Genomic DNA, 22,435 nt, shown 5'->3' with positions numbered 1-22,435 from the left:
TGACCCTGCCAATCATATCTAATATACGAAACTCATACCAGCTTTAGGACGCAATCGCTTCAGGCCCTCTCCACCCTCCAGCGGCGCTCCGCCGACCGCATCTGATTTACGGGGCTCAAGACACGGCTCGGAGTCTCCGTAGCAACCCACCGGCAACACGGGAGTCCCACTCGCTTAGTGCCGCCGAGCGTTCGACCTGCCGGCGGGTGGCAAACGAGGCCGCACGCGATGCAACCTTGTTTATCGCCGGCACGGAGGCGCTTTTCGGGCCTCTCCATGAGGCTCGCGGGCGATCCAACCGCGACAGGCCCGCAACCCTCGGTGCATTGGCGCGACACCAGAACCGCCCTGGGCCGTCCCGGTGCACGCAGGAAGTCCGGCCGTTCCAAACGGCCGGACTTCCTGCGTGTCAGTGAGTTCTGCTCGGCGCCACCAGAGGGAGTTCCGTAGCCGCCACCGCTTTCCTAAACCCCTGGGGCGTAGCCTTTGTCGGCCTTGATCGCACTGACGGGGCACGGGGCGTGGGAGAGCAGCGTGAGCGCGGTGCTCCCGAGAATGAGCTTGCCAACCTGAGACCTCCTGCGTAGGCCGATGACCAGGACTTCCGCGCTGTGGGATTCCACCGCCGACAGGAGCTGCTCCGCTGGGGAGCCGCCATGTGCCGGCTGGAGAGTCGTGACGGGGATTCCTGCGTTCTTGGCCATCTGCTGCAGGACCTTGAGTTCCTCGTGGCTGGCCATCGTGGCTTCGGCCGGTGCCTGCCCACGAGAGGCGTTCACGACGGTGAGTGTCGTTCGACGGCGCACCGCCTCCTCGATGGCGAATCTGGCTGCGGCACGTCCTTCGGGGGAGGGGACGAATCCCAACATGACGGTCATGCGTTCTCATACTCCTTCTGGAGGTCGGTCTGGGCGACACGTTTGCGCAGGAACAGGCGCACGGCCATGACCAGGAAAGGGACGGCAATCATGAGGACCAGCAGTGTGCCCGAGATCGGACGGGCGAAGAAGCCGAACAGGCTGCCGTCGAGCAGCTGCAGCGACTGGCGGAACGAGGTCTCGAGCAGGTTGCCCAGAACGAAGGCCAGGACCAGGGGGCCCGGTTCGAAACCGAACTTCTTCATCAGGAATCCGAGGAGGCCGAAAGCGATGACGATCCAGAGGTCGAAGATGCTGTTCCGGACCGAGTAGGCGCCGATAAGGATGATCATGACGGTGATCGGCGCCATGATTGAGGCGCGGACCTGCAGGATTTTGATGAACAGGCGTACCAGGGGGATCGACATGATCAGCAGCAGGATATTGCCGATCCACATGGAGTCGATGACGCCCCAGAACACGTCGGGGTGCTCGCTGATCAGCTGGGGCCCCGGGGCGATGCCCTGAAGCAGCAGGGCTCCGTAGATGATGGCCATGGTCGCATTGGCCGGGATGCCGAGGGTAAGCAGCGGGATGAAGGACGAGGTCGCTGCCGCGTTGTTGGCCGATTCCGGGCCGGCGACGCCCTCGATGGCGCCCTTGCCGAACCGGCTCGGATCCTTTGCCGCGCGCTTCTCGGCGGCATAGGAGACCATCGAGGACAGTGTCGCGCCGCCGCCGGGCAACACTCCGAGGATGAATCCGATGAGAGTGCCGCGGGCGATGGCCATGCGCGACTGGACCCAGTCCGTTCCCGTGATCCAGGCGTTCTTGACCTTGGGTGTTGGGGCGCTGTTGCCCTTGATGCGGCGTTCGAGGTCGTAGAGGACCTCTCCGAGACCGAACAGTCCCATGACCAGGGCGGCGAAATCGATTCCGTCGGCCAGTTGGGGGCTGTCCAGGGTGAAGCGGTCGACGCCGGTGAACAGGTCCCGTCCGACCGAGGCCATTAACAGCCCGATCGTGGCGGACACGATGCATTTCCATGCGGAGCCGCTGCCGAAGGAGGAGACGAGCAGGATGCCTGCTAGGGCGAGGACGGCGTATTCGGGGGGCCCGAAGTCCAGGGCGAAGGCGGCGACCACCGGTGCCAGAAGGCTGAGACCGACGATCGCCAGCGTGCCGCCGATGAAGGATCCGATGGCTGCGATGCCCAGGGCCGCGCCTGCTCGGCCGCGGCGGGCCATCTGGTAGCCGTCGAAGGTGGTAACGACCGCGCTTGCCTCGCCTGGCAGACGCAGCAACACGGAGGTAATGGTCCCGCCGTACTGCGCTCCGTAGAAGATGCCGGCGATCATGATGATGGCAGTCTCCGGCGGAAGGCCGAAGGTGATGGGCAGCAGCACCGAGATGGTGGCCACGGTGCCCAGCCCGGGCAGTACGCCGATAAGCATGCCGATCACGACGCCGATTAGGCAGTACAGCAGGTTGTTTGGCTGGAAGACGACTTCAAACCCGGAGGCGATGCCGTTGAAGATATCCATGGTCACTCCTAGAACGAGAACAGATGCGGGATGGCCACGCCGAGACCCTCGACGAACAGCAGGTGGAAGGCTGCCGTGCAGAGGATTGGGACCATGGCAACCACCCGCCAGCTCTCCTGGCCGAGGATCTTGAGCCAGAAGGCGGCCAGGACGATGGCCGGGATCTCGAAGCCGATCAGCGGCAGCAGGATGGTGAAGGCGGCAATGCTGCCCACACCGGCAATCACCGTCAGGGTTCCGCTGCCGAAGGACTCACAGGGGCCGAACCTGCCGCGCCCCACCAACAGGCCGATCGAGAGCGCGATGAGCAGGACACTAAGCGCGAAGGGCCACAGTCCCGGTTGAGGGGAGGTGGGGCTTCCCAGACCGAGATTGATCGATCCCAGCATCATGACCACGCCGAAGGCGAGCGGCACGCCACCGGCGACGAGGTGGGACCAGGCTCCGGCCGGTGTCACAGCCTCATCGTCGACGTCGGCCTCCACCACGCCCACCTCCTCGCTCTGGGTGGCGGTGTCCTGGCTCCGCCGTGTGGGGACGCCCATTCTCTGTCCTTCCATGTGTTTGCCGTCCTGGATTCGGGCCGATGCGACCTCTGGCGTCGCCAGGTCCTCGGCCCCCAATGGCCCCGGCGCCGGTGGGAAAGCCCCGCTCAATAACCTCAGCCGTTCTGTCCGAAGTCGATCCCGAGCTCCTGGGTCTTGGTCGCGATCGCTTCCGTTGCCTCCTTCAGTTGCTGCTTCGTTGCCTCAGGGTCGGCGCCCCAGTAGGCGATGTAGTTCTTCTCCAGGAAGTCCTTGTAGGCCTGCTGGCTCTCGGCCTCGCCGATCGCGGTCTGGAGCTTGTCGGCGACCTCGTCCGAGAGTCCGGCTGGCGCCGCAATGAACCTGCGCTGGTCCAGGACGATGTCATACCCGGCCTCCGTCGCGGTCGGCACGTCCGGCAGGAACTCGCTGCGCTCGGCGGAGAAGGTAGCCAGTGGCTTGATCTTCCCGGCCTTGATCTGGGGCATCACCTCGGCGATGTTGCCGGCCGATACGTCGACCTGGCCGCCCAGAAGCGCCGTGAGGGACGGATTGCTTCCGTCGAACGGCACCCCGTTTGCCTGCACCTCGGCATCCTTGAAAAGGACCTCAAGGGCGTAGTGCGTTCCCGTTCCGACACCGGAGTGGCTGAAGCTCACCTTGTCGGCGGTCAGCAGGTCCTGCAGGGACGCATAGGGCGAGTCCGCAGGAACCACCAGGGCGTACTCCTCGGTGGTCAGGCCCGCGAGCACCCGCATTTCCTCCAGGTCGAGCAGGTTGCTGTCGGATTCCACGAGCGGCGAGATCGAGAATTGCGACTGCGACAGTGTCACGATCGAGTAGCCGTTGCCGGAAGTGCCCAGCACCTCGCGGGCGCCCAGGACTCCGCCTCCACCGGGCTTGTTGGCCACCACGACCGGCTCGCCGAGCGGTTCGTCCAGGCCCTGCGCCAGAGCGCGGGCAATCAAGTCCGTGCTTCCGCCCGGGTCGTAGGGGACGGTGAGTTCGATCGCCCGGCTGGGGTACTTGCTTGGGTCTTCGGCCTTGTCGCCTCCCTGGACGCCGCCGCATCCCGTAAGGGCCAAAAGCGCGGCGACCCCGGCCGCTGCTGCGAGGCCGCGACGCGAACCGGCCCCAATAGTTTGGATTTTCTTCACTCTGATCTCCTTCGTCGGTACCCGCCTCAACGCGGGCAATCCGGATGGTGAGCTCCGAACGGCGCTCTCTCGCTGTGCGCGAGCGGTAGGACTCAACTCGCGGTACTGATAAGCGTGCTGGAAGCCGTAAATCGAACGGTCTCGACCATTACGTGGCGCGCATCACGTAAATATCGTATCTCATATATGACACACCGCCAAGGGAATATCAGCAGATGACGTAAAACCCGCGGACCTGACGGGGAATGCGCTTCGTATATCACATATGCACGGACGCGTTCGGGCTATACTAAGGGCATCGCCCGGGGCTTTGGGCGCGGTGCAGAAAGGGGCCCGGAACAGTGAAGTTTGACGCCAGCGCCGGCAGCCCGATCACTCTGCCGAGCTCGCGGATCGATCTGGTGCTCGCCGAGATTCGAAACGCGATACTGACCCGCCAGTTCGCCCCGGGCCAAGCTCTCGTGGAAACGGAGTTGGCTCGGTGGCTCGGGGTCTCCAAGACGCCCGTGAGGGAGGCGTTGAAGATCCTCTCCTCCTCCGGTCTGGTCACCTTTGTACCCTACAAGGGTGCCTCCGTTCGGGAAGTCGACCGTGACTTCATCGAAAGCGTGTACGACGTCCGGATCCTGCTGGAACCCGAGGCGGTGCGCCGATCCACCCTCCGGGGCAACCAAGCCGGCCTTAACCGGGCGGCCATCCTGCTCGACGATGCCCGCCGCGCCGGGGAAGCCGACGATCGGGCCCGGCTGAGCCTGCTTAATCGAGACTTCCATGCCGCCCTGTATGCGAACTGCGACAACGATCTGCTGGTGGACATCATCGGCAACCTGCGGGATCGTTCCGCCCTGGTCAGCGTGGCCGGCTGGGAGGCCGCCCCAACCTGGGGCGTCGAATGGGCAGAGCACCACGAAATCCTCGATGCAGCCCTTGCGGGGGACGGGGACAAGGCTGCCCACCTGCTGGAGGAGCACCTTCGCGACTTCCTGACCCGGAGCATCGCCCACCTTCCGACCACCGCGGACTAGGGTCCCCGCCGCCTCGTATCCCTGGCTCTCCCGATTCCCGTACCGCCTTCCCGCGCCTCTCCGGGTGCGGTGTCCCTGCCGCCGTCGGGCCATCGGATTGTGAGCGCCTGAAAATTGTGCGCGTCCAACACAGGTTTCGCCCGCCTCCTGCTCGGCCTTGGGGCTTGAGCAACCAGTAGCCTGCCCTTGATCCACGCTTCGGCATGCCTGGCGAAAACCCTCGAAGCGCACTTTGTGAGTCAGAGGCTTTTCAGCACTTGGCATATAAGATACGATGTATGACATAACGTGACCGACCCAACACAATCGGTTTGCACCTCGCCAGGGTGGACAGAAAGAGAGCTGGATGATGTTCGAAGCATTGAGACGGCAACTCGCCGGAGTGGTTGCGATCACAGTAACGCCGTTCACTGCCGACGACCGGGTGGACGAGGCGGCCCTTGCGGCGATCACCTGCCGCATGGTCGAGGCGGGAATCTCCGTGGTGACCCCCAACGGCAACACCGGCGAGTACTACTCGCTCAGTGCCGCCGAGCGCTCGACCTGCCTGCGGGTGGTGAAGGAAGCCGCAGGCGATGCGATCCTGCTCGCCGGCGTGGGCGGCCCGTTGCCTTCGGCGATCGAGGCCGCGCTGGAAGCTCGGGACGCCGGCGCCGACGCGGTTATGATCCACCATCCCGTGCAGCCGTACATCACGGCCGACGGATGGATTGAGTACCACCGGGCGATCGCCGCCGCGGTACCGGAGCTTGGCGTCGTTCCCTACCTCAAGAGCCGCAGCATCACGGCGGACGCGCTACGGAGCCTCGCGTCCGCGGCGCCCAACTTCGTGGGAATCAAGTACGCGCTGCCGGACCCGGTCGACTTCGCCTCAATCCGTTCGGACGCCAACATCCCCGGATTGGTCTGGATTGCCGGACTCGCCGAGTCCTACGCGGCCTCGCAGTTCGCCGCGACAGCAGAGGGATTCACCTCGGGTCTGGCCAACGTCGTTCCGGAAGTGTCGCTCAACTACCTCCAGGCGCTCAAGCGCGGCGACTTCTCCGGTGCGCTGGAACAGTGGCAGGACATCCGTGACTTCGAGGACCTGCGGGCCCGCGACAACAACGCGCTCAACGTTTCCGCGGTCAAGGAGGCCCTGCACCAGATCGGTCTGTGCGACCGGGCCGTCCGCGCTCCCATCAGCACCCTCGAACCCGCCGACCGCGAGCGGGTCAGCCGCATGCTGGCCTCGTGGAACGTCGACCTTGCGTCCGCCTCGGCCCTGGGCTGAGCGGCATCCGCCACGCCCTCCGGAACCAACCGCAACAACCCCACACGATAGGACCAGGAATCCATGAGCATCATTGACAGAATCGAGATCAGCACGTTCGACGTGGTGGTGGAGAACTTCGCCCACAACTACACGGACGACACCTACGGCGGTTCCTTCACCTACACGCCCGGCCCCGGCTCGGCCAAGCCGGTGCTCATGGTCCAGATCTTTACCGAGGACGGCGCCGTCGGTGAATACGCCTTCCAGTGCGTCTCCGCCGCCGTTCCGCAGGCGATCGCTGCGGCCAAGGTCGCGGTGGGCCACCAGTGGCACGAGCGCGAACTCATCTTCCAGACCACCCGGCGCGCGAGCCGTCCGGCGCATTCCTACGGGCTGTCCTATGTGGACACCGCGCTGTGGGACCTGGCGGGAAAGATCCAGGGCACTTCGCTGACCCAGATGCTGGGGGGCCACCGCACGGAGGTGCCCGCCTACGCCTCATGTCACAACGGGGACCGGCTGGACAACCTGCCCACTAAGGAAGCCGTGAGCGATTTCTTCCTCTCGCTCAAGGACAAGGGCTTCACCGGGTTCAAGATGCACTCCTGGCACGCCGGCAACAAGTGGGAGGAAGCCGAAAACGTTCGCCACATGCGCGAAACCCTCGGCGAGAGGGTTGAGCTGATGCTCGATCCGGCCTGCGTGTTCAACTCCCTGAGTGATGCCATCTTCGTGGGCAAGGCCTGCGAGGAGGCCGGTTTCCGCTGGTACGAGGACCCGCTGCGCCCCACCGGACTGGGCATCTTCCAGCACAAGAAGCTGCGCGAGGCCCTGAACATCCCGATCCTGCAGACCGAGCACGTCGCCGGCCCTGAGGCGAAGGCCGATTTCCTCCTCAACGGCGGCACCGACCTGCTCCGCGTCGACATCCACTACGACCTGGGCATCACCGGCGCACTGAAGACGATCCACTTCGGCGAGTCGCTTGGCGTCACGACCGAGATGCACGCACCCGGCCCGGTGCACCGTCACCTCATCGCCGCGCAACAGCAGACCACCATGTATGAGATCGCCAACGTCTCGCCCGCGCTGCTTGACCCGTCTCCGCTGATCTACACCGACTATAGCGACCACGTCGACACGATCACCGCCGACGGCATGATGGCCGTGCCGACCGGCCCGGGCATCGGGGTCACCTACGACATGGAGAAGCTGCTGCCGGTCCGCACCATGCACGAAATCATCAAGGCCGGCTGACGCCCCCCGGAGGCCGGACATGGCAGGACGTCTCCTGCCGCCGCGCGGCAGGAGACGTCCTCCTGCCCAAGCCTGCCACCGGCCCGTAAGGACCGTCTCCGGCCGCAGGCACGCAATAAGGGGAACCCGCCCGCCCCACACCCGATCAGCACGCCTTCAGACAGCCAAGGAGCGCCATGCCCGTCACCACCCAGATCGCCAACCTCGCCGGACATTCGATCATCGCCGGTCAGCAGACGCCGGGGGAGGCCGGTACGACCCATGGCATCAACCCAGCCACCGGCGGGGAGCTCTCGCCGGCCTACTCGCTGATCACAGAGGCCCAGCTTGCCGCCGCGACCGCCGCGGCCGAGGAAGCGTTCGAATCCTTCAAGGAGCTCGAACCCGAAGCACACGCGGCGTTCCTGGAACAGGCGGCGGCGAACGTCGAGGCGGCCGGCCAGGACCTTATCTCCCGTGCCGCACTTGAGACGGGCCTTCCGGAGGCCCGCCTGACCGGAGAACTGGCCCGCACCACCGGCCAGCTTCGCCTGTTCGCTGCCGTCGTGCGCCAGGGCGATTACCGCGGCGTGCGCATCGACCCGGCCCTGCCCGCCCGCCAGCCCGTACCGCGCCCGGACATCCGCCAGCGCAAGATCCCCCTCGGGCCCGTGGCGGTGTTCGGCGCCAGCAACTTCCCGCTGGCCTTCTCCACTGCCGGCGGCGACACCGCCTCCGCCCTGGCTGCCGGTTGCCCGGTGGTCTTCAAGGCCCACAACGCCCACCCGGGCACCAGCGAGATCGTCGGCCGCGCCATTGCCGAGGCTGCGCGCGACCTGGGCCTGCACCCGGGCGTATTCTCCCTGATCTACGGGCCCGGCGCCAGCATCGGCCAGGCCCTGGCCAAGGATCCTGCGATCAAGGCCGTGGGCTTCACCGGCTCCCGCAGCGCGGGCACGTCCCTCATGGCCACCGCGGCGGCCCGCCCCGAGCCCATCCCGGTCTACGCCGAAATGAGCTCCATCAACCCCGTGTTTCTTTTTGAATCCGCCCTGCGCAGCGAAGCCGGGGAACTCGCCGGAGCCTACGTCACCTCACTGACAGGTTCTTCGGGGCAGCTGTGCACAAATCCAGGCCTGCTTTTCGTTCCCGTCGGCAAAGACGGCGACGCGTTCGTCGTCGCCGTCAGGCACCTTCTGGCCCAGGCCCACGGCGCAACGATGTTGACTCCGGGCATCGCCCGTTCCTGCCGCGAGGGAATTGACGCTCTCGAGGGCCAAGACGGAGTGGAGGTCGTGGCCCGCGGGGTTGAGGGTTCCACCGAAAACGCGCCCGCTCCCATGGTGTTCGGCACCGACGTTCCCACTTTCATGAGCAACACCGTCCTCCAGGAAGAAATCTTCGGCGCGGCGTCCCTAGTGGTCCGCTACCACTCGGCTGCGGAACTGGTGGCAGCCGCCCAGAGCATGGAAGGCCAGCTCACAGCGACCCTTCTCCTGACCGAGGAGGACCACCCGGTGGCCGCCCCGCTGATTCCCGTGCTCGAACGCAAGGTCGGGCGCATCATCGCCAACGGCTGGCCCACCGGCGTGGACGTCGGCAACGCCATCGTGCACGGCGGGCCCTTCCCTGCCACCTCGGATTCGCGCACCACCTCCGTCGGCACGCTGGCGATCGAGCGCTTCCTTCGCCCGGTCGCCTACCAGAACATCCCCAACGGCCTGCTTCCGGAACCGCTGCGGGAAGACAACCCCTGGAACCTCACCCGCAGGGTAGAAGGCATCATCAGCCAACATCCCTGACCCCGTATTAGCTGACAACGGAAAGAACGGAACCATCGCATGCCGCTGCGCCTAGAACCCGCCCCGTCCTTCAAGGACCTCTTCACCCTAAATGGACGAACCATCGCCGGGATGTTTCTGGATTCCGGAGACGCGGGTATCGCCGAGATCTGCGCCGGAGCCGGGCTGGACTACCTGCTCATCGATGCCGAACACGGGCCGGTGAACCTCGCGGCCATCCTCGCCCAACTCCGTGCCATCGCCAGCTATCCGGTGGTGCCTGTGGTCCGCGTCCCCACCAACGACCCCGTCATCATCAAACAGGTGCTGGACCTGGGGGCGCAGTCCCTGATCGTGCCGATGGTCAACACCGCCGAGGAGGCCCGCCAAGCGGTCGCCGCGACCCGTTATGCCCCTGCGGGCGTGCGCGGCGTCGGCGGCGTCCTGGTGCGCTCCGCCCGCTGGAACCGCGTTCCGGACTACCTTGCTCGCGCTAACGCACTGGTCTCCCTGCTCGTGCAGATCGAGTCCGCCGAGGCCGTCGAAAACGCTGCGGAGATCGCCGGGACCGACGGGATCGACGGCGTGTTCATCGGTCCCTCGGACCTCGCCGCGACCATGGGCCTGCTGGGCCAACAGGATCACCCCGAGGTCGTGGCCTCGGTCGTGCGAACCATCGCTGCCGTCAAGCGCGCCGGCAAGATCATCGGCGTCAACGCTTTCGTGGAGGCTCAAGCCCGCCAGTACATTGCCGCGGGCGCTGACTTCGTCAACGTCGGCGCAGACGTAGCCCTCATCGCCCGCGGCACCGAAGCCCTCGTCGCCACATACATCGGCGAACGCCACACCAGTTCCGCGGCACCCGCCAGCTACTGACACCACGAGGCCTCTGTCTCTTGGTGCCGCAACGCTTCCGACCCGGTGGGTATGAGGTTCCGCAAGGACATAAAGGGTGCATTCCCGATCGACGCCGGCGACGGTGAGGAGCCCGCGCGGTTTCCCGACATGCCAATAGGCGCCGTGCGGCACCCCGCGCCGGGGCCAGCTGCCCGCAGGTTGCCGGGACATCCTTCGTTAGAGGCCGGGCCCCGTGCCCGGCCTCTAACGAACCGGATCCTGAGCGCCACGCGACCTGAACGGATGGGCGGCGTAGACGCCGAGTATCCGGACATCTGTGGCGAAGAATCCCAGTTCGTCAAAAGCCCGCATGAGCGGGGCGTCCTCCGGGTGGCCTTCGACATCGACCATAAACTTCGTGGCCGCGAACTGCCCGCCTACCATGTAGCTCTCGAGCCGGATCATATTGACGCCGTTGGTGGCGAAGCCGCCCAGCGCCTTGTAGAGGGACGCGGGGACATTCCTTACCTGGAAGACAAAGCTCGTAATCACGTTCGGCGACAGATGCTCGCGTGACGAAAGCGACTGGTCGTCGGCAAGCAGCACAAAACGGGTGGTGTTGGTTGGATCGTCCTCAACCTCCGTGGCCAAGACGTCCAATCCGTACATGGGCGCAGCCAAGGGAGGAGCAAGGGATGCCTTGGCCGGGTCGTTCCACTCCGCGACCTCGCGCGCGGACCCGGCTGTGTCGCCAGCGATGACCGGCACCAGCCCGTGCTGGCGGATGAATGCGCGGCACTGGCCCAGTGCGTGGATGTGGCTGTGCACTTCCCGAACCTGTTCCAAGGTAGTACCGGGAACGGCTAGCAGGTCGAAACGGATACGCAGAAAGTGCTCCCCGACGATCCTCAACCGAGTTTCCGGAAGCAGCGCGTGGATGTCCGCAACACGTCCGGCGATCGAGTTGTCAATGGGAATCATGGCGCGTTGGGCACGTCCCGTGGTGACTTCCGCAAAAGCGTCCTCGAAGCTGGCGCAGGGAATCGCATCCCACGCAGGGAAGACCTCCGTGCAAGCAATGTGTGAATTCGAGCCCGGTTCACCTTGGTACGCGATTGCTGGAGTCACAGCCGAAATCATCCCATTCCCAAGGGCGCGAACCCCAATCCTTCAGCCTGCGTTACCACACGTCATCCCAAGAAGACGGCCACATCATTCGCCCGGGAAAGCTCGTTCCAAAACGATCCGGGGCGCAAGATGAAGGGAAGGGACCCGTGAGTCTAGGGATCGACGTTTCCAGACAGCACAAGGGTGTTCCCCAGCCCTATGGGTTTGGCCTCCTCCAAGGTCTTGGCCAGTGGCGCGGCGCTGGGTGATGTGCCCGCGACAACGGTATCGAGATGCCCGCGGCAGTGATTGACCCGATGCAGTGAGAGGGGCCCAAGCCTCGGGTTCCGAGTCATTAGCGGGCGTTCGTGATCTTGTCTGTCGTTGAAGGCGGGTCGACGTGACAAGATCCTGGCCGACGGCGCGGCGCCCGACAGATCCCGGGGGGATTGCGGGGAAATAGATGTCGTCAGCACCGTTATCAGCCTCAGGATTGGTGACCACTGCAAGATTCATTGCAGCCAAGAGGGCAATTACCGGCGGTAGGTGGGGGAGGGCCCTTTGTAAGAGGGGAAACCTCAAAACCGCCCCCAGGTGCCCCGCGGAGAGCTCTGGCCGTCATCCCGGCCGCGTAGGTGCCGAGTGGTAACCGGTCTCGAGCCGGCGGGGACTGCCTGCAGGCTGGAGGGGATGTTCAGGCTTCGCCGTGTTCGAGGTACCACGTGATGTCGTCGTGGGGTTCGTGCCAGGACGACTCGTTGCGTGGGATGCGTCGGACGAGGTCCGCGGTCATCCAGAGCATGGGCAGGTCTTGGCCCTCGGGCCACCGGACCGGAAGCAGGCTTCCCTGCCAGGCGTCGGCCTTCCCGTGGACCGTCCGCCCGTCCGGCAGCTGCGTCCGTACATACGGTGCTGGTACATGGGCCAGTCAACGTGGCCGATGGCAGCCCAGGAACGTGCCTATCCGTTTTCGGTGCCCGGCTCAGCTCGTCGCTCTAAGTGCGGAGCACTTGGTGCGTCAAAAAGGCGGACCCGTCGACCCGAGGCCACTCGCGCATGCTCGCCCCGCCAATGCTTCTGCTTCCCTTTGCCCCAGTGACTGAGGGAATTGAAATCTCCCAGACACCTCAGGTGGTGGGGAAAAAGACCCGATATCTCGGGAATTGTCATGCGGTTAGATTAGGGGGAATACGGGCAAGCGTGGGCAAAAGTGGGTACACGTCGTTGGGTAGACCTTCACGTGCCTTAGGCTCGCTGAATGCTCATGACAGAACCCATCCAGGTTGAGCTGGTTTCTGCCTGGTGGGAATCTTTGCTCCCTTTGGCGGCCTTCGTTATTTCCCTGTTGTCCGTCGGACTCACCTTGTGGTTCCGCTTCAGCGACCGCGTGCGGTTGGAGGTTTCCCTGTCGGCAGCGATACCGATACTTGATCCGCCGTTGCCCCAGGAGGGGATTGAACGAACGGTGGTGACGGTGACCAACAGGAGCCGGTCTGCTAGTACGGAGATTACGGCGTTGGAGTTGGAGCTTTCGGACGGTAGTTCGTTCGTGAGGTTCGATCCTGGGCCAGGGGATGTCGTTCTGCCCAAACGTCTTGATGCAGGGGCCAGCTGCCGGGTTTCCTACGATTCTCGATCGCTTGGGCTGGCCCTCAACGGTGACAAGAAGCACGTGAAATGGGTCCGAGGACATGCCGTCAGCGGCCATAAGACAGCGCACGGAAAGCGAAGCGTGAAGCGAGCGCAACAGCTGCGCAACTACGCGGTCGAGTATCCCGATAATCCTTGGGGGGAGAGACGGCGCCCTTAGTCCTGAGACTGAGGCGTCAGTGCTTCGGCAGACGTGGCTGCGAACGGTCCCCGGAGACCCCCGGCATTGGCAGCCGGCAGGTAATTGCATCGGCGTGGCTGCTGAGGCTAAGGCGGGATGGCTCCTAGGATGGCTGGCGTTCCCTCCGTCGGGGAGGGACGTTCCATCACCTATCGGAGGTAGCTCTATGTTGAGCCGTATCGCTCAGGAACACGCTCGCGAGATTGCGAACCATGATTGGTCGGATGCGCCCTACCGGGCGGATCGGGCCGGCCACGATCGCACGATTGACGGCCGGGGTACGGGCAAGCAGCTCGAGCCCCACGAGGCGGACATCATCAAGATGAACGTCATGTGGGTGACGGCTCAGGTGCTCATGCACGAGGACCCCAACCTCGACATCACTGAGTTTGCGGTTGCCTGCGGCTTGCCGCGGCACCTCACGCACAACAAGGACGGTCGGCCGAGCGGGGCCCTGATGGCCGGCATCCGCACGGACAACGGCCAGGTGTCCACGCCCGGACTCTGGGAGCGTGTGAGCTAGGAACAGGATCGGCTCCCGCACGAAACGTGCAGGGGCCGATCTGCTTCTCGGGCGTGGAGGTGGCGGGCGGGCGCTGGCTCCCTGGCGGCGGGCAGGGTACTTTTCCCTTATCAGAACCCCCTGATCAAAACGCTTTAACTTGCGTGAGTGGGACTTTCCTGGCCCGGCGGCTATACCCTCGGACGGCGAAGAAGGTACCCCACCCCCGGGGCCGGCGGCTGTCCTGGCCCGGGGGTGGGGATCAGTCGTTGCCGTAGAGCGGTTCGAGGGCCCATCCACGGTCGGTGAACGGCCTCACCCGGATGCTATTCACCAGCATGCGGGTTCCGTTGCCACGCTTGTCCTGGTGCTCGCTTACTGCGGCCTGCGCTGGGGCGAGGCGACCGGGCTCCGAGTCAGCGATTTGGACGCGCTGCGTCGGCGTCTGCGGATCGAGGAGAACGCCGTGGACCTCGGCGGCACGGTGGTGGGCGCCACCCCGAAGAACCATCGCCGGGGCGTCGTGTCGTTCCCGCGGTTCCTGTCCGAGTTGTTGGCGCAGGCCTGCGAGGGCAAGGGGCGGGATACCTTAAATCTTCCCGGGCCCCGATGGCGGGTACTTGCGGACCGCGCGTGCATGAAGACAGCTACAGCTGGTTTGCCGGCGCGATCGAGCGGGCCGGCCTGCCCAGGATCACTCCGAATGATCTGCGCCATCGTGCAGCGAGTTTTGCGGTCAGCACCGGCGCGAATGTGAAGGCGATGCAGCGGATACTGTCGTGCGGTTCCGACCACTGGCCCAGACGCATCGGTAGCTGGTTCTCGCTGTTCGAGCGTGCGGTCTGGACTTTCTCGGGGGAAGCGAGGGAAGCGATGGACTGTCCGGAGGTGAATCCGTTCCGCTCGCTACGGGCGGTTCTTCTTGCCTGATGACCTGAGCTTGCGGACGCGTTTTGTCGCGGCCCACAGGCCTTTGTGCTTCCACGCGGGATCGCTGCGATGCAGTTGGTGGATCTCGTCGTGGCAGGGCTGGCAGACGGGCACTAGGTCCATGAGGCGTTCAGCGCCGAGGTTTTTGTAGGTTCGGTGGTGCAGATGCATTCCCGGGTGGCGCGCAGCCTGGCAGACGTAGCACTCCGTCGGAAGCTTCGAGGCCCAGTATCTGTTGCGGGTGGCCTTCCACGCCGGGCTGTTGATGTAGCTGGCATAGTCGGCCTTGGACACAACGGCCTTGCCAGGAACTCCCATCAGTGCTGCCCTTCATCCGCCTTTTCCCCAAAGGGCCGGGTGCCCAACGGAGCAGCGGCACGTTCTCCCAAAAACGGGCCTGCCACAGCGATGACGCTACCACCAGGAACGTCCGTTTCCGCGGATGCCGGCCGCACCGCGAAGCAGCCACCTTTGGTCAAGGAAATTGATTTTGTCCCCGTTATTTCCGTATATAGGCCCCTGAGAGGTTGATTCCGTCCCGTAGGTTCCGTATATGGAGTTCTGTGCATCCCGGCAGAGACACCGAGCTGCTCGTGTGCCATCCATGCACCACAGTCCTCCGGCCCTGGTTTTTGTCTTCGCGGGCCCGGGTGAGACCGTGTCCGCGAAGACCGGTCGCGCCTTAATGCGTCCGCATTCCGGACGAGAAAGTTGATTGTGTCCCGGACGTTGGGGTTTATATAGGCCCGTACAGTTCGGCGAATGCGCCGGGCTGTTGTTGTGCCATCCATGCGCCACGGACCCTTGGGCCGTGGCTTTTTTGTTTAAGCGGACCCGAGGGTCGGAAGAGTCCCTTGGTGAGCATTCACCTGAACCGAAAGGAATTAAAGATGCCCCAGAAAACCCACGCCCCGGTCCGATATGACGGGAAGGCTGGTCACCGGCGTGGACATCGCAACCCGTCTTCCGAGAATGTGGCAGGGAACCGGCGTGCGGCCACGAAAACGTCTGCCGCCCTGCCGGCCGGGCCGCAGGATGTGCTCGTTCAACGGGTTTGCTCCGCGATGTCGGAGGTCCATGCCGGCGTCCTCGCCTATGGACCGACCTGCGCCTTGCGGCAGGAGCTGGCCCTGTGCCTGGCCGAGCTGCTGTGCCGCCACCGGCACCTGGACAGGCAGGAACGGCGCTTCTACTGGAAGATGCTGCAGACCCAGCTCCGGTACCTCGCCCGCAGGGGCTTCGACGGAGAGAGTCTGGAGTTCCTCGAGCCCCGCTTCCCGGGCTGGATGGCCCAACTAAACAACGCCTCCCACTACGGTGACCTCAACCCTGCCCGGCGGGAGCCGCACGGACGGCAGGAACAGGACGGCCGCCACCATGCCGCCTCCGGCATCGCCGGGGACAGTCGCCGCTCCGCTGGGGCAGCCCGGCACACAGGCTATGTGGGTTCCGGCGTGGAGGATCAGTTCCTGGGTAACTTCAGGGACCACTGGCGCATGCATTCATCGGGCCACTGATACCGGTGCGGAAATCCTTTCCGCTCCACCGGCTGAAACGCAGGCCGGGTCGTGATGCCCCTGCCGATGGGTGGCTCAGGTTGGGCGGGTTCATGCTGGAAGCGGGCCCAGGTACATGTTTGAATCTGCTTGTGAGGGCAGCTTTGAGGGCTGTTGGTGGGGTATCTGGATGGGGAACGGGTCGATGCAACCAGGCACAGCATGCAGTCCTGGGTCCGGCTTCAGGAATCGGAGGAGCACAGGCGTTTGGTCATGCCCGGGTGCGGTATCAGGGCGGTGGCCAAGGCCCGCGGGGAAACCAGGTTCTTCTCCCATGTCAGCTTGGCGGGATGCACGGCCGAACACCGGGGCGAGACCGAACAACACTGTGCGCTAAAGGCCGCGGTCGCAGGGCGCATCGACACCGTGCCGGGCTGGCACGCCCTCGTTGAGTATCAGGCCCCTTCGCGTGAATGAATCGTTGATGTCCTGGCTGAATCCGATGACGGTCGGCACCGGGTGGCTTTCGAGGTCCAGCTCTCTTCCCAAACGCCCGGCGAATATAACCGGCCCAGCCAGCGCTACTTCGACAGCGGTATCTTCCCCGTCTGGCTGGTGCCGCGCGATCTCGAGTACAACCCGATCCGGCTGCCCATCGTCCATGCCGGGTTTGGGAAGAACTCGCCGATGCTTGCGGATCCCGCCTCCCTCATGGAACTGAAAATCCGGCAAGACATCGTGGAATCTTCCACAACTCTGGGCGCTTTCATCTACCGGATTCTCACCCACGGTCCCGTCTGGTCGGTCGGCTCCCCCCGCCCGGCAGCAGAAGCGACTCGACGCCGCCGAACAGGCGCGTCAGGACGCCGAACGCAGGGAGGAGATGGCCCGGCAGGCGCAGGCCGCGATAATTGCCGATAACGAGCGACGCATCGAGGTGATGAACCTATCCAGCGCCGCCCCGGAAAAAGGGTTTGGGGCCCACACCCTCCACACCGAGGCCGGTCCATTCCTCTGGACTACCTTGACTGGCTGTTGGCGGTGCGAACAGCCGATGCTCCTATGGGACGCGATGCGCTCCAACCCCCGCCAGCAGTACGATTCCGCGCCGGCAGTGCAGGTCAAGTCCAAAGTGGGTATCACACGCTACGAGAACCACCCGGAGGTCCACCGGCTCGTGGACCAATGGATCCGCGAGACCGGGGCCGACATCGGCAAAGCCCGCATCGAACTGCGGCGAAGCAAGACTAAGGGCGAGAAATACAGTGCGTTCGTGTGCCCGTCCTGCGAAGCCCTCGCAGGGCAGTTCTTCATTTCCTGCATCTATGCGGAGCACTGGTCACTGATCAGCGCACCGCTGCTGCGCAAAGCGGACCTGCCGGACCCATCGCCATACCTTCACCCCCGCAAGCAACCTGCCCACCGACCGGGCCCAGAGACCCAGCAAACACCTCAGAATCCTGCAAGAGGACGGCCTCCCGGCACTTCGCGCGTCTCGGACGCGCGGTGGGCTCGCCAAATACGCGAAAAGCTGGCCCTGGATGAGCAGCACCCGGCCGAGAAGACCGTTCCTTTCCCTAAGCAATCTGCTCAATCCGGATTGTTTTGAGCACGCACATCAATCACCAAGCCCCTATATAGGGGCGGGACTGTTCCGGCTATTCGGGGTTGGTGACCGCCAGCAGTCCGCTCCAGGAGCCGGAGGCGTGCTTCAGGTCGGTTTCGGTGACGAACATGTACCGCCATCGGCCGAATCGGTCGTCGTCCTCATCGCGGACCGCTCGTGCCCATTGTTCGGCGCACTGTTTCTTGTGCTGGACCTTCGGATCGTTGGCCTCCTTGTCGGATTTGCCTTCCACGACCCAGCGGGTGCCGTCTTTGTCGATGATGATGAAGTCCGGGAAGTAGCGGCCGGCTGTTTCGGTCGGGATCCATGCTGGTCCTTGGCTTTCGAGGCGCAACCACCAGTCAATGGAGTCGTCGTTGTCGACGATGTGCGCGATTTCCCACTCGGTGGTTTTCGCATCGAACGCCGCAATGGGCAAAATGTTTCTGCGCCACCCTCTGTACTGGGCCCGGCGTTCGAATCGGCCTTCGTAGGCGCCGGGGTATGCCGGATCCACGAGGACCGGTTCCAGAGGCAGTTTCACCGGTACCAGCGTGGTTTGGCGTTCGGTCGTGCGGTTGCCGACGGCGGTGCGTATGAGGTCGCGGAGGCCTCCGATTGCCATTTTCTTGCGGTTTTCCGACCATAATGCCGTCTCGTCCTCGCTGGTGGCTCCGGCCCCTTCGAGGAACGCATCCACAATGCGTCGAGCTGCGCCCTTTTGCTGTTTGGTGGCTTCGACCTCGGGTTGAGCCATGACCGCGGCAATGAGTTCTTCGCGCACCGTATCGATTGGTGCCATCTTCTGCAGGGTCTCGACCTGCTGCTGTGGGGCGGCAGTGATGTCGATGTCCTCACCGGTGCGTTCGGCCTCCAGTGCAACGCGACGCATGAAGAGGGGGATCTCGCGGGAGTAGCGGCGGCCGAGGCTGTACGCGTCGGCATCAGGTACCGAGGAGAGCGTAAAGCGAACCTGGACGAGCTTGGATTCTTCCAGGGGGAACGACAACGTCGGTGCCCCTTCCACCCGGCCTTTCCATTCCGGATCCTTCGCCGTCAGCTTCTTTTCAAGATCCGCCGATGTCAGGCCGCTGTTGGGGGTGGACAGGGAGTCTACGGCATCTGGGGTCCCCGTATTCGGAACGTCGGTCTCCAAGGCAGCAGATGGGACAGGGAAGAGCAGGCCCTGGGCGTTGTCTCCGTAGCCGGGAAGTTGTTCGGGCACGGCGGCCGGCTGCTCTTCGGCGGGCTTGCTGAGGTCGAAGGGAAGAGTCTTTTCCAGTTCTTCGCGAGGTTTTGGCTGCAGGCGTGAATTCAGTACGTCCTTCTTGGCCAGCAGCTTTTGATACGAGTCGTGCGCGACCAGATCGACCTGATCGACTTCCGGAATGGCCGTACGGGTACCGAAGGGCAGGCGAAGTCCGCGGCCGAGGACCTGCTCGGTGAGCATTTCCGAATCGAGCTTGCGCAGCGCGGCAATGACCGCGATGTTCTTCACGTCCCAGCCTTCGCGCAGCATGTTCACCGAGACAATGGCGCGGATAGGGGAGCCCAGGTCTTCCACGGCATCCAGGGCGGCCAGCGCCTCGTCGGACGACTGGGAAGTGATTTCTAGGACCGCGCCGGCGTCGCCGATGAATCCGGGCCCGGCCAGGACCTGGCCGACTTCGGATGCGTGTCCGATGTCCTGGCACACGACGAACAACACTGGCCGGACCGCGGATGCGTCCGGATTGTGAGAGCGGTAGAGCTGGTAGGCATCGTCTTTGCGGCGCAGCAGGTGACAGGCGTCGGCCAGGCGGGTGCGTTCGTCTTTCATCCCGTCCGGCCGGTACACCAGCACCGGGATCTTCACCAGTCCGTCCGCAATGGCCTCGGCGAGGGTGTACTGGAAGATGACTTTGTCTTCGTCCGTCTTTGCCGGGGTGGCGGTCAGGCCGACCAACGCCAGCGGTGAGAGGTCGCGGATGGCTGCCGAGAAGACGGCGGCCTTGTCGTGGTAGACGTGGTGCTCATCTGCGATGACCACCAGGTCGTCTTGTTCCCGTAGTTGGTTGTACAACGCACCGCCGAGGTTCTCATCCACCTGATGCGTCTGTCGTGAGGTGGAGGCCTGCGGTCGGGTGAGTTGCTGGACGTTGAAGACGAACAGCTTCAGTTGCCGCTGGTCGTGTAACGCGGTCCCCATGGCCGTGGCGCGGAAGTTTTCCGGGGTGATTACCACGGGCTGGTGGTCGGCACCGGAGACAAACTTGGGAGAATCCGCCTGGAAGTTTGCCAGCGTCTTCTTTTGAATGGTCGAGCCCGGAGTGACAACGAGGATGTTGCGGATCCCCTGGGTTGCCAGATAGTCGACCAGTGCGGCCATCAGGTAGGTCTTGCCCACGCCGGTGGCCAGGTCGTTGACGACCTCCACATAGTCTCCGCCGGCCTGGGCTAGGCGCTTGACGGTTGCGGCCAAACCGGTGCGGTTTGGCAGGCGCAGGTCGAAGCGGGCCGCAACGTCTTCGAGCAGGTCCCGGTCGAACCGGATATTCGGGATCACTTGATCGTTCCCTTCGCAAACAGGTCATCAGGGGCTTTGCGGATGCGGGATCCGGGGGAGAGCGTCCGCATCAACTCAGCCATGCCGTTCACTACGCCCTTGGCCACCACTACCGCTTTCTCCTCGTCCGCAAGGCTGCTGGCTACGGTGCGGACGACGTTCTCGTCGGCGATGCCGTCGATGACGGCAAGGCGTATGCGGCCCTTGCGCCCGCAGAAAACTTGGTCCCCAGTTTCGAACCGGAACCCTAGTTGCCCGGCTACGGCCCGGGCGAAGACCCCGTTCACCGCTGCTTCGGACAGGTATACGGCGTCGTCCTGATCATCCACCTCGTACAGGGAAAGACCCATGCGAGCGATCGTGAAGCCGCCCCCGCCCGTCCACTGCACCGTGGTCTGGTCCTTGGTTCTGGTGGCAGTCCGCAGGGCCGAGAGGGTCTTGTCGTCCAACCCGGTGACGGACTTGGAGACTTTCCCCAGCAGGGTGGTGAACTGCCGAGCCTCCTCGGGAGTGATCCCCTCTGGCAGCTCGTCGACGGCGACTCGCTCTTTCTTCATGCTGATTCCGCCGGCATCCAACCCGTTCACGACCTTGGCCAGCCGCGGCACGATGAAGTCCTTAACCGTCGATTCCAGCAGTTCGACGGCCACCCAGCGGCGTCCCATCTTGTGGGCGACGGCGGGCGTCGTTCCGGACCCGGCAAAGCAATCGAGCACGATGTCACCGGGGTTCGATGCGATGCTCAACACGCGTTCGAGCAGCCGTTCCGGCTTCGGCGTAGAGAACGGAACCTCGCCGGGAAACAGGGCCTGTATCTCGTTCTTCCCGGTCTGGTTATGGCCCACGTCCGTGTGGAACCACATCGTGCGGGGGACAGCGCCCCGTACCTCACTCAGGAAGCGCTTCAGCGCCGGAACATTGCTTCCATCGGCGCCCCAGTAGATCCGGTTGTCCGCATCCAGCTCGCGTAGCTTGTCATGGGAGATGCGCCAATACCGTCCAGGAGGCGGGCCATCAATGACGCGGCCGCTGGGCGTGATGATCTGATACCTGCCGAGGCTGTAGGGCTTGTTGGCTAGAAGATCACCGGGCTTCCACGGCCCGCGCGGATCGTTGTCCGGGTTCTTGTAGGCGGCATCCATCGAAGCGCTTCGGACCAGCTCATTGGGGCGCCACTGCTCAGCGTTGACGGCATACACCAGCACATAGTCCTGGTCGACTGAAAGGTGCTTGGCCGAGTTCTTCGGCGCGTAGACCTTTTGCCAGGCAATCGTGGCGATGAAATTGTCCGGTCCGAACTCCTCATCGAGCAGAACCCGCATGCGGTGAACCTCGGCGTCGTCCAGATGAACCCAGATCGACGCGTCTGCACTCAACAGCGGCTTGATGTTCCGGATTCGGTCTCGCATCATCGTCAACCACACCGAGTGCTCAAGCTGGTCGGCGTAATGCTCGAAGGCCTGTTCCGTGTTGAACGGCGGATCGATATAGGCCAGCTTCACTTTCCCGCGGTACTGATCAGCCCATTCGGGAATAGCAGAAAGAGCACGCAGCGCATCGCCCGAGTCGCCTGCGATCAGGAGGTTTTCTTCCCACCGGTCACCAACGCTGTCGACGATCTCAACCGTCTTGACCTCCGCCGCGCGCGGGTCCGAGGGATCGACCCACTCATAGTCGTACTTTCCCTGCTCGGACGGAATAAGGGACATGTCCTTACCCATCCAGGTGAGCTCGAGCCGCCCCCTCGGGTTTTTCAATCGTTCAGCTCCTGTGGCGCAGCATGGGCAACCCGGCGGCAACGGCGTTGCGTCAGGCTCCCACAGAAAATAATGGATCCGCTCCATCCTATTTGCCGGCGAGGATTAGTCGTTCACCCTGTAGTGCTGGTGTCTCCTGGATCTGAAGCGTCCGGCGGTCTGGCCGGAGGCAAAAGCTACCTGTGGCCTTCATGACCGGATGGGCAGCTGATTCGTCCAAACCGGGCAGCATGGCAAGACAGAGGACTGGGCGAGCACCCCTACGCGGAGCCGAGTATGACCGGTATACCGGGTGCAAAAATACTTGACGCACCCACTCGCTGGCGCCGCAGACCTCTACTTGGCCTTCGAGAAGGTTTCGCTTTGTTGCCGGAGCAGGGCACGACGAAGAAAGCGCTTTTTATCGAGTCCATGCCTTGGCAAGGCCGTGTGCCAGCATGCCGAA

General features: G+C 64.1%; 19 protein-coding genes. 10 read left to right on the top strand and 9 right to left on the bottom strand.

The genetic code is table 11. The annotated features are described in order from the left end of the window. Positions 1–464 precede the first annotated feature (464 nt). From NCCP_RS08920 to NCCP_RS08905, 4 genes are all read right to left on the bottom strand, one after another. On the bottom strand, positions 465–878 hold the full coding sequence (locus tag NCCP_RS08920; RefSeq protein WP_149956897.1) for a universal stress protein: 414 nt from the start codon (positions 876–878) through the stop codon (positions 465–467). Beyond that, on the bottom strand, positions 875–2,401 hold the full coding sequence (locus tag NCCP_RS08915) for a tripartite tricarboxylate transporter permease (RefSeq protein ID WP_149956896.1): 1,527 nt from the start codon (positions 2,399–2,401) through the stop codon (positions 875–877). Before NCCP_RS08915 ends, NCCP_RS08920 begins: the two co-directional genes overlap by 4 nt. A gap of 8 nt (positions 2,402–2,409) precedes the next feature. Next, positions 2,410–2,946: a tripartite tricarboxylate transporter TctB family protein gene (locus NCCP_RS08910; RefSeq protein ID WP_172627352.1), complete on the bottom strand. Its 537-nt coding sequence runs from the start codon at positions 2,944–2,946 to the stop codon at positions 2,410–2,412. 116 nt (positions 2,947–3,062) lie between these two features. After that, positions 3,063–4,082 carry a tripartite tricarboxylate transporter substrate binding protein gene (locus NCCP_RS08905; protein ID WP_172627351.1) on the bottom strand — a complete coding sequence of 340 codons (1,020 nt, stop codon included), beginning with the start codon at positions 4,080–4,082 and terminating at the stop codon, positions 3,063–3,065. A gap of 341 nt (positions 4,083–4,423) precedes the next feature. Between NCCP_RS08905 and NCCP_RS08900 the strand changes: the two genes are divergently transcribed. The 5 genes from NCCP_RS08900 to NCCP_RS08880 all read left to right on the top strand — a co-directional run bounded on the left by NCCP_RS08900 (position 4,424) and on the right by NCCP_RS08880 (position 10,255). Continuing rightward, complete coding sequence (locus NCCP_RS08900; RefSeq protein ID WP_216364690.1) at positions 4,424–5,107, top strand: GntR family transcriptional regulator; 684 nt, start codon at positions 4,424–4,426, stop codon at positions 5,105–5,107. Positions 5,108–5,453: 346 nt separating this feature from the next. Next, positions 5,454–6,380 carry a dihydrodipicolinate synthase family protein gene (locus tag NCCP_RS08895; RefSeq protein WP_149956893.1) on the top strand — a complete coding sequence of 309 codons (927 nt, stop codon included), beginning with the start codon at positions 5,454–5,456 and terminating at the stop codon, positions 6,378–6,380. Between the two features lie 63 nt (positions 6,381–6,443). After that, entirely contained in the window at positions 6,444–7,619 is a 1,176-nt protein-coding gene (locus tag NCCP_RS08890; protein WP_149956892.1) for an enolase C-terminal domain-like protein, read from the top strand. 176 nt (positions 7,620–7,795) lie between these two features. Beyond that, entirely contained in the window at positions 7,796–9,400 is a 1,605-nt protein-coding gene (locus NCCP_RS08885) for an aldehyde dehydrogenase (NADP(+)) (RefSeq protein ID WP_149956891.1), read from the top strand. A 39-nt stretch (positions 9,401–9,439) separates the two neighbouring features. Next, a complete protein-coding gene (locus tag NCCP_RS08880) occupies positions 9,440–10,255 on the top strand; it encodes an HpcH/HpaI aldolase family protein (RefSeq protein WP_149956890.1) in 816 nt (271 codons plus the stop codon). A 225-nt stretch (positions 10,256–10,480) separates the two neighbouring features. Here NCCP_RS08880 and NCCP_RS08875 read toward each other — a convergent pair whose 3' ends face one another. Further along, complete coding sequence (locus NCCP_RS08875; RefSeq protein ID WP_414727717.1) at positions 10,481–11,356, bottom strand: prephenate dehydratase; 876 nt, start codon at positions 11,354–11,356, stop codon at positions 10,481–10,483. A 1,964-nt stretch (positions 11,357–13,320) separates the two neighbouring features. Here NCCP_RS08875 and NCCP_RS08870 point away from each other — a divergent pair. Continuing rightward, complete coding sequence (locus NCCP_RS08870) at positions 13,321–13,677, top strand: hypothetical protein (RefSeq protein WP_149956888.1); 357 nt, start codon at positions 13,321–13,323, stop codon at positions 13,675–13,677. A gap of 241 nt (positions 13,678–13,918) precedes the next feature. Here NCCP_RS08870 and NCCP_RS08865 read toward each other — a convergent pair whose 3' ends face one another. Beyond that, the gene (locus NCCP_RS08865; RefSeq protein WP_149956887.1) at positions 13,919–14,167 is read right to left on the bottom strand and encodes a hypothetical protein; all 249 of its coding nucleotides are present in this window, start codon (positions 14,165–14,167) and stop codon (positions 13,919–13,921) included. A gap of 122 nt (positions 14,168–14,289) precedes the next feature. Between NCCP_RS08865 and NCCP_RS15115 the strand changes: the two genes are divergently transcribed. Next, the gene (locus NCCP_RS15115; protein WP_149956886.1) at positions 14,290–14,586 is read left to right on the top strand and encodes a site-specific integrase; all 297 of its coding nucleotides are present in this window, start codon (positions 14,290–14,292) and stop codon (positions 14,584–14,586) included. Here NCCP_RS15115 and NCCP_RS08855 read toward each other — a convergent pair. Further along, a complete protein-coding gene (locus NCCP_RS08855; protein WP_149956885.1) occupies positions 14,563–14,880 on the bottom strand; it encodes a hypothetical protein in 318 nt (105 codons plus the stop codon). The genes NCCP_RS15115 and NCCP_RS08855 overlap by 24 nt on opposite strands. 770 nt (positions 14,881–15,650) lie before the next feature. On the opposite strand from NCCP_RS08855, the gene NCCP_RS08850 reads away from it, so the two are divergent. The 3 genes from NCCP_RS08850 to NCCP_RS08840 all read left to right on the top strand — a co-directional run bounded on the left by NCCP_RS08850 (position 15,651) and on the right by NCCP_RS08840 (position 17,691). Further along, the gene (locus NCCP_RS08850; protein ID WP_149956884.1) at positions 15,651–16,103 is read left to right on the top strand and encodes a hypothetical protein; all 453 of its coding nucleotides are present in this window, start codon (positions 15,651–15,653) and stop codon (positions 16,101–16,103) included. Positions 16,104–16,601: 498 nt separating this feature from the next. Beyond that, a complete protein-coding gene (locus NCCP_RS08845; RefSeq protein ID WP_149956883.1) occupies positions 16,602–17,003 on the top strand; it encodes a competence protein CoiA family protein in 402 nt (133 codons plus the stop codon). Further along, positions 16,966–17,691: a hypothetical protein gene (locus tag NCCP_RS08840; protein ID WP_149956882.1), complete on the top strand. Its 726-nt coding sequence runs from the start codon at positions 16,966–16,968 to the stop codon at positions 17,689–17,691. Before NCCP_RS08845 ends, NCCP_RS08840 begins: the two co-directional genes overlap by 38 nt. A 49-nt stretch (positions 17,692–17,740) precedes the next feature. Here the strand turns inward: NCCP_RS08840 and NCCP_RS08835 are convergent, their stop codons facing one another. Both NCCP_RS08835 and NCCP_RS08830 read right to left on the bottom strand, forming a co-directional pair. After that, complete coding sequence (locus tag NCCP_RS08835) at positions 17,741–20,233, bottom strand: DEAD/DEAH box helicase family protein (protein ID WP_149956881.1); 2,493 nt, start codon at positions 20,231–20,233, stop codon at positions 17,741–17,743. Beyond that, positions 20,230–21,954 (bottom strand): site-specific DNA-methyltransferase, encoded by a 1,725-nt coding sequence (locus tag NCCP_RS08830; protein ID WP_216364689.1) that lies wholly within the window; start codon positions 21,952–21,954, stop codon positions 20,230–20,232. Before NCCP_RS08830 ends, NCCP_RS08835 begins: the two co-directional genes overlap by 4 nt. Positions 21,955–22,435 lie beyond the last annotated feature (481 nt).

The organism is Zafaria cholistanensis (assembly GCF_008580665.1).
Taxonomy (GTDB): domain Bacteria; phylum Actinomycetota; class Actinomycetes; order Actinomycetales; family Micrococcaceae; genus Zafaria; species Zafaria cholistanensis.
Note: the sequence above shows the minus strand (reverse complement) of the source record. Positions and strands in the feature narration are given on the sequence as shown.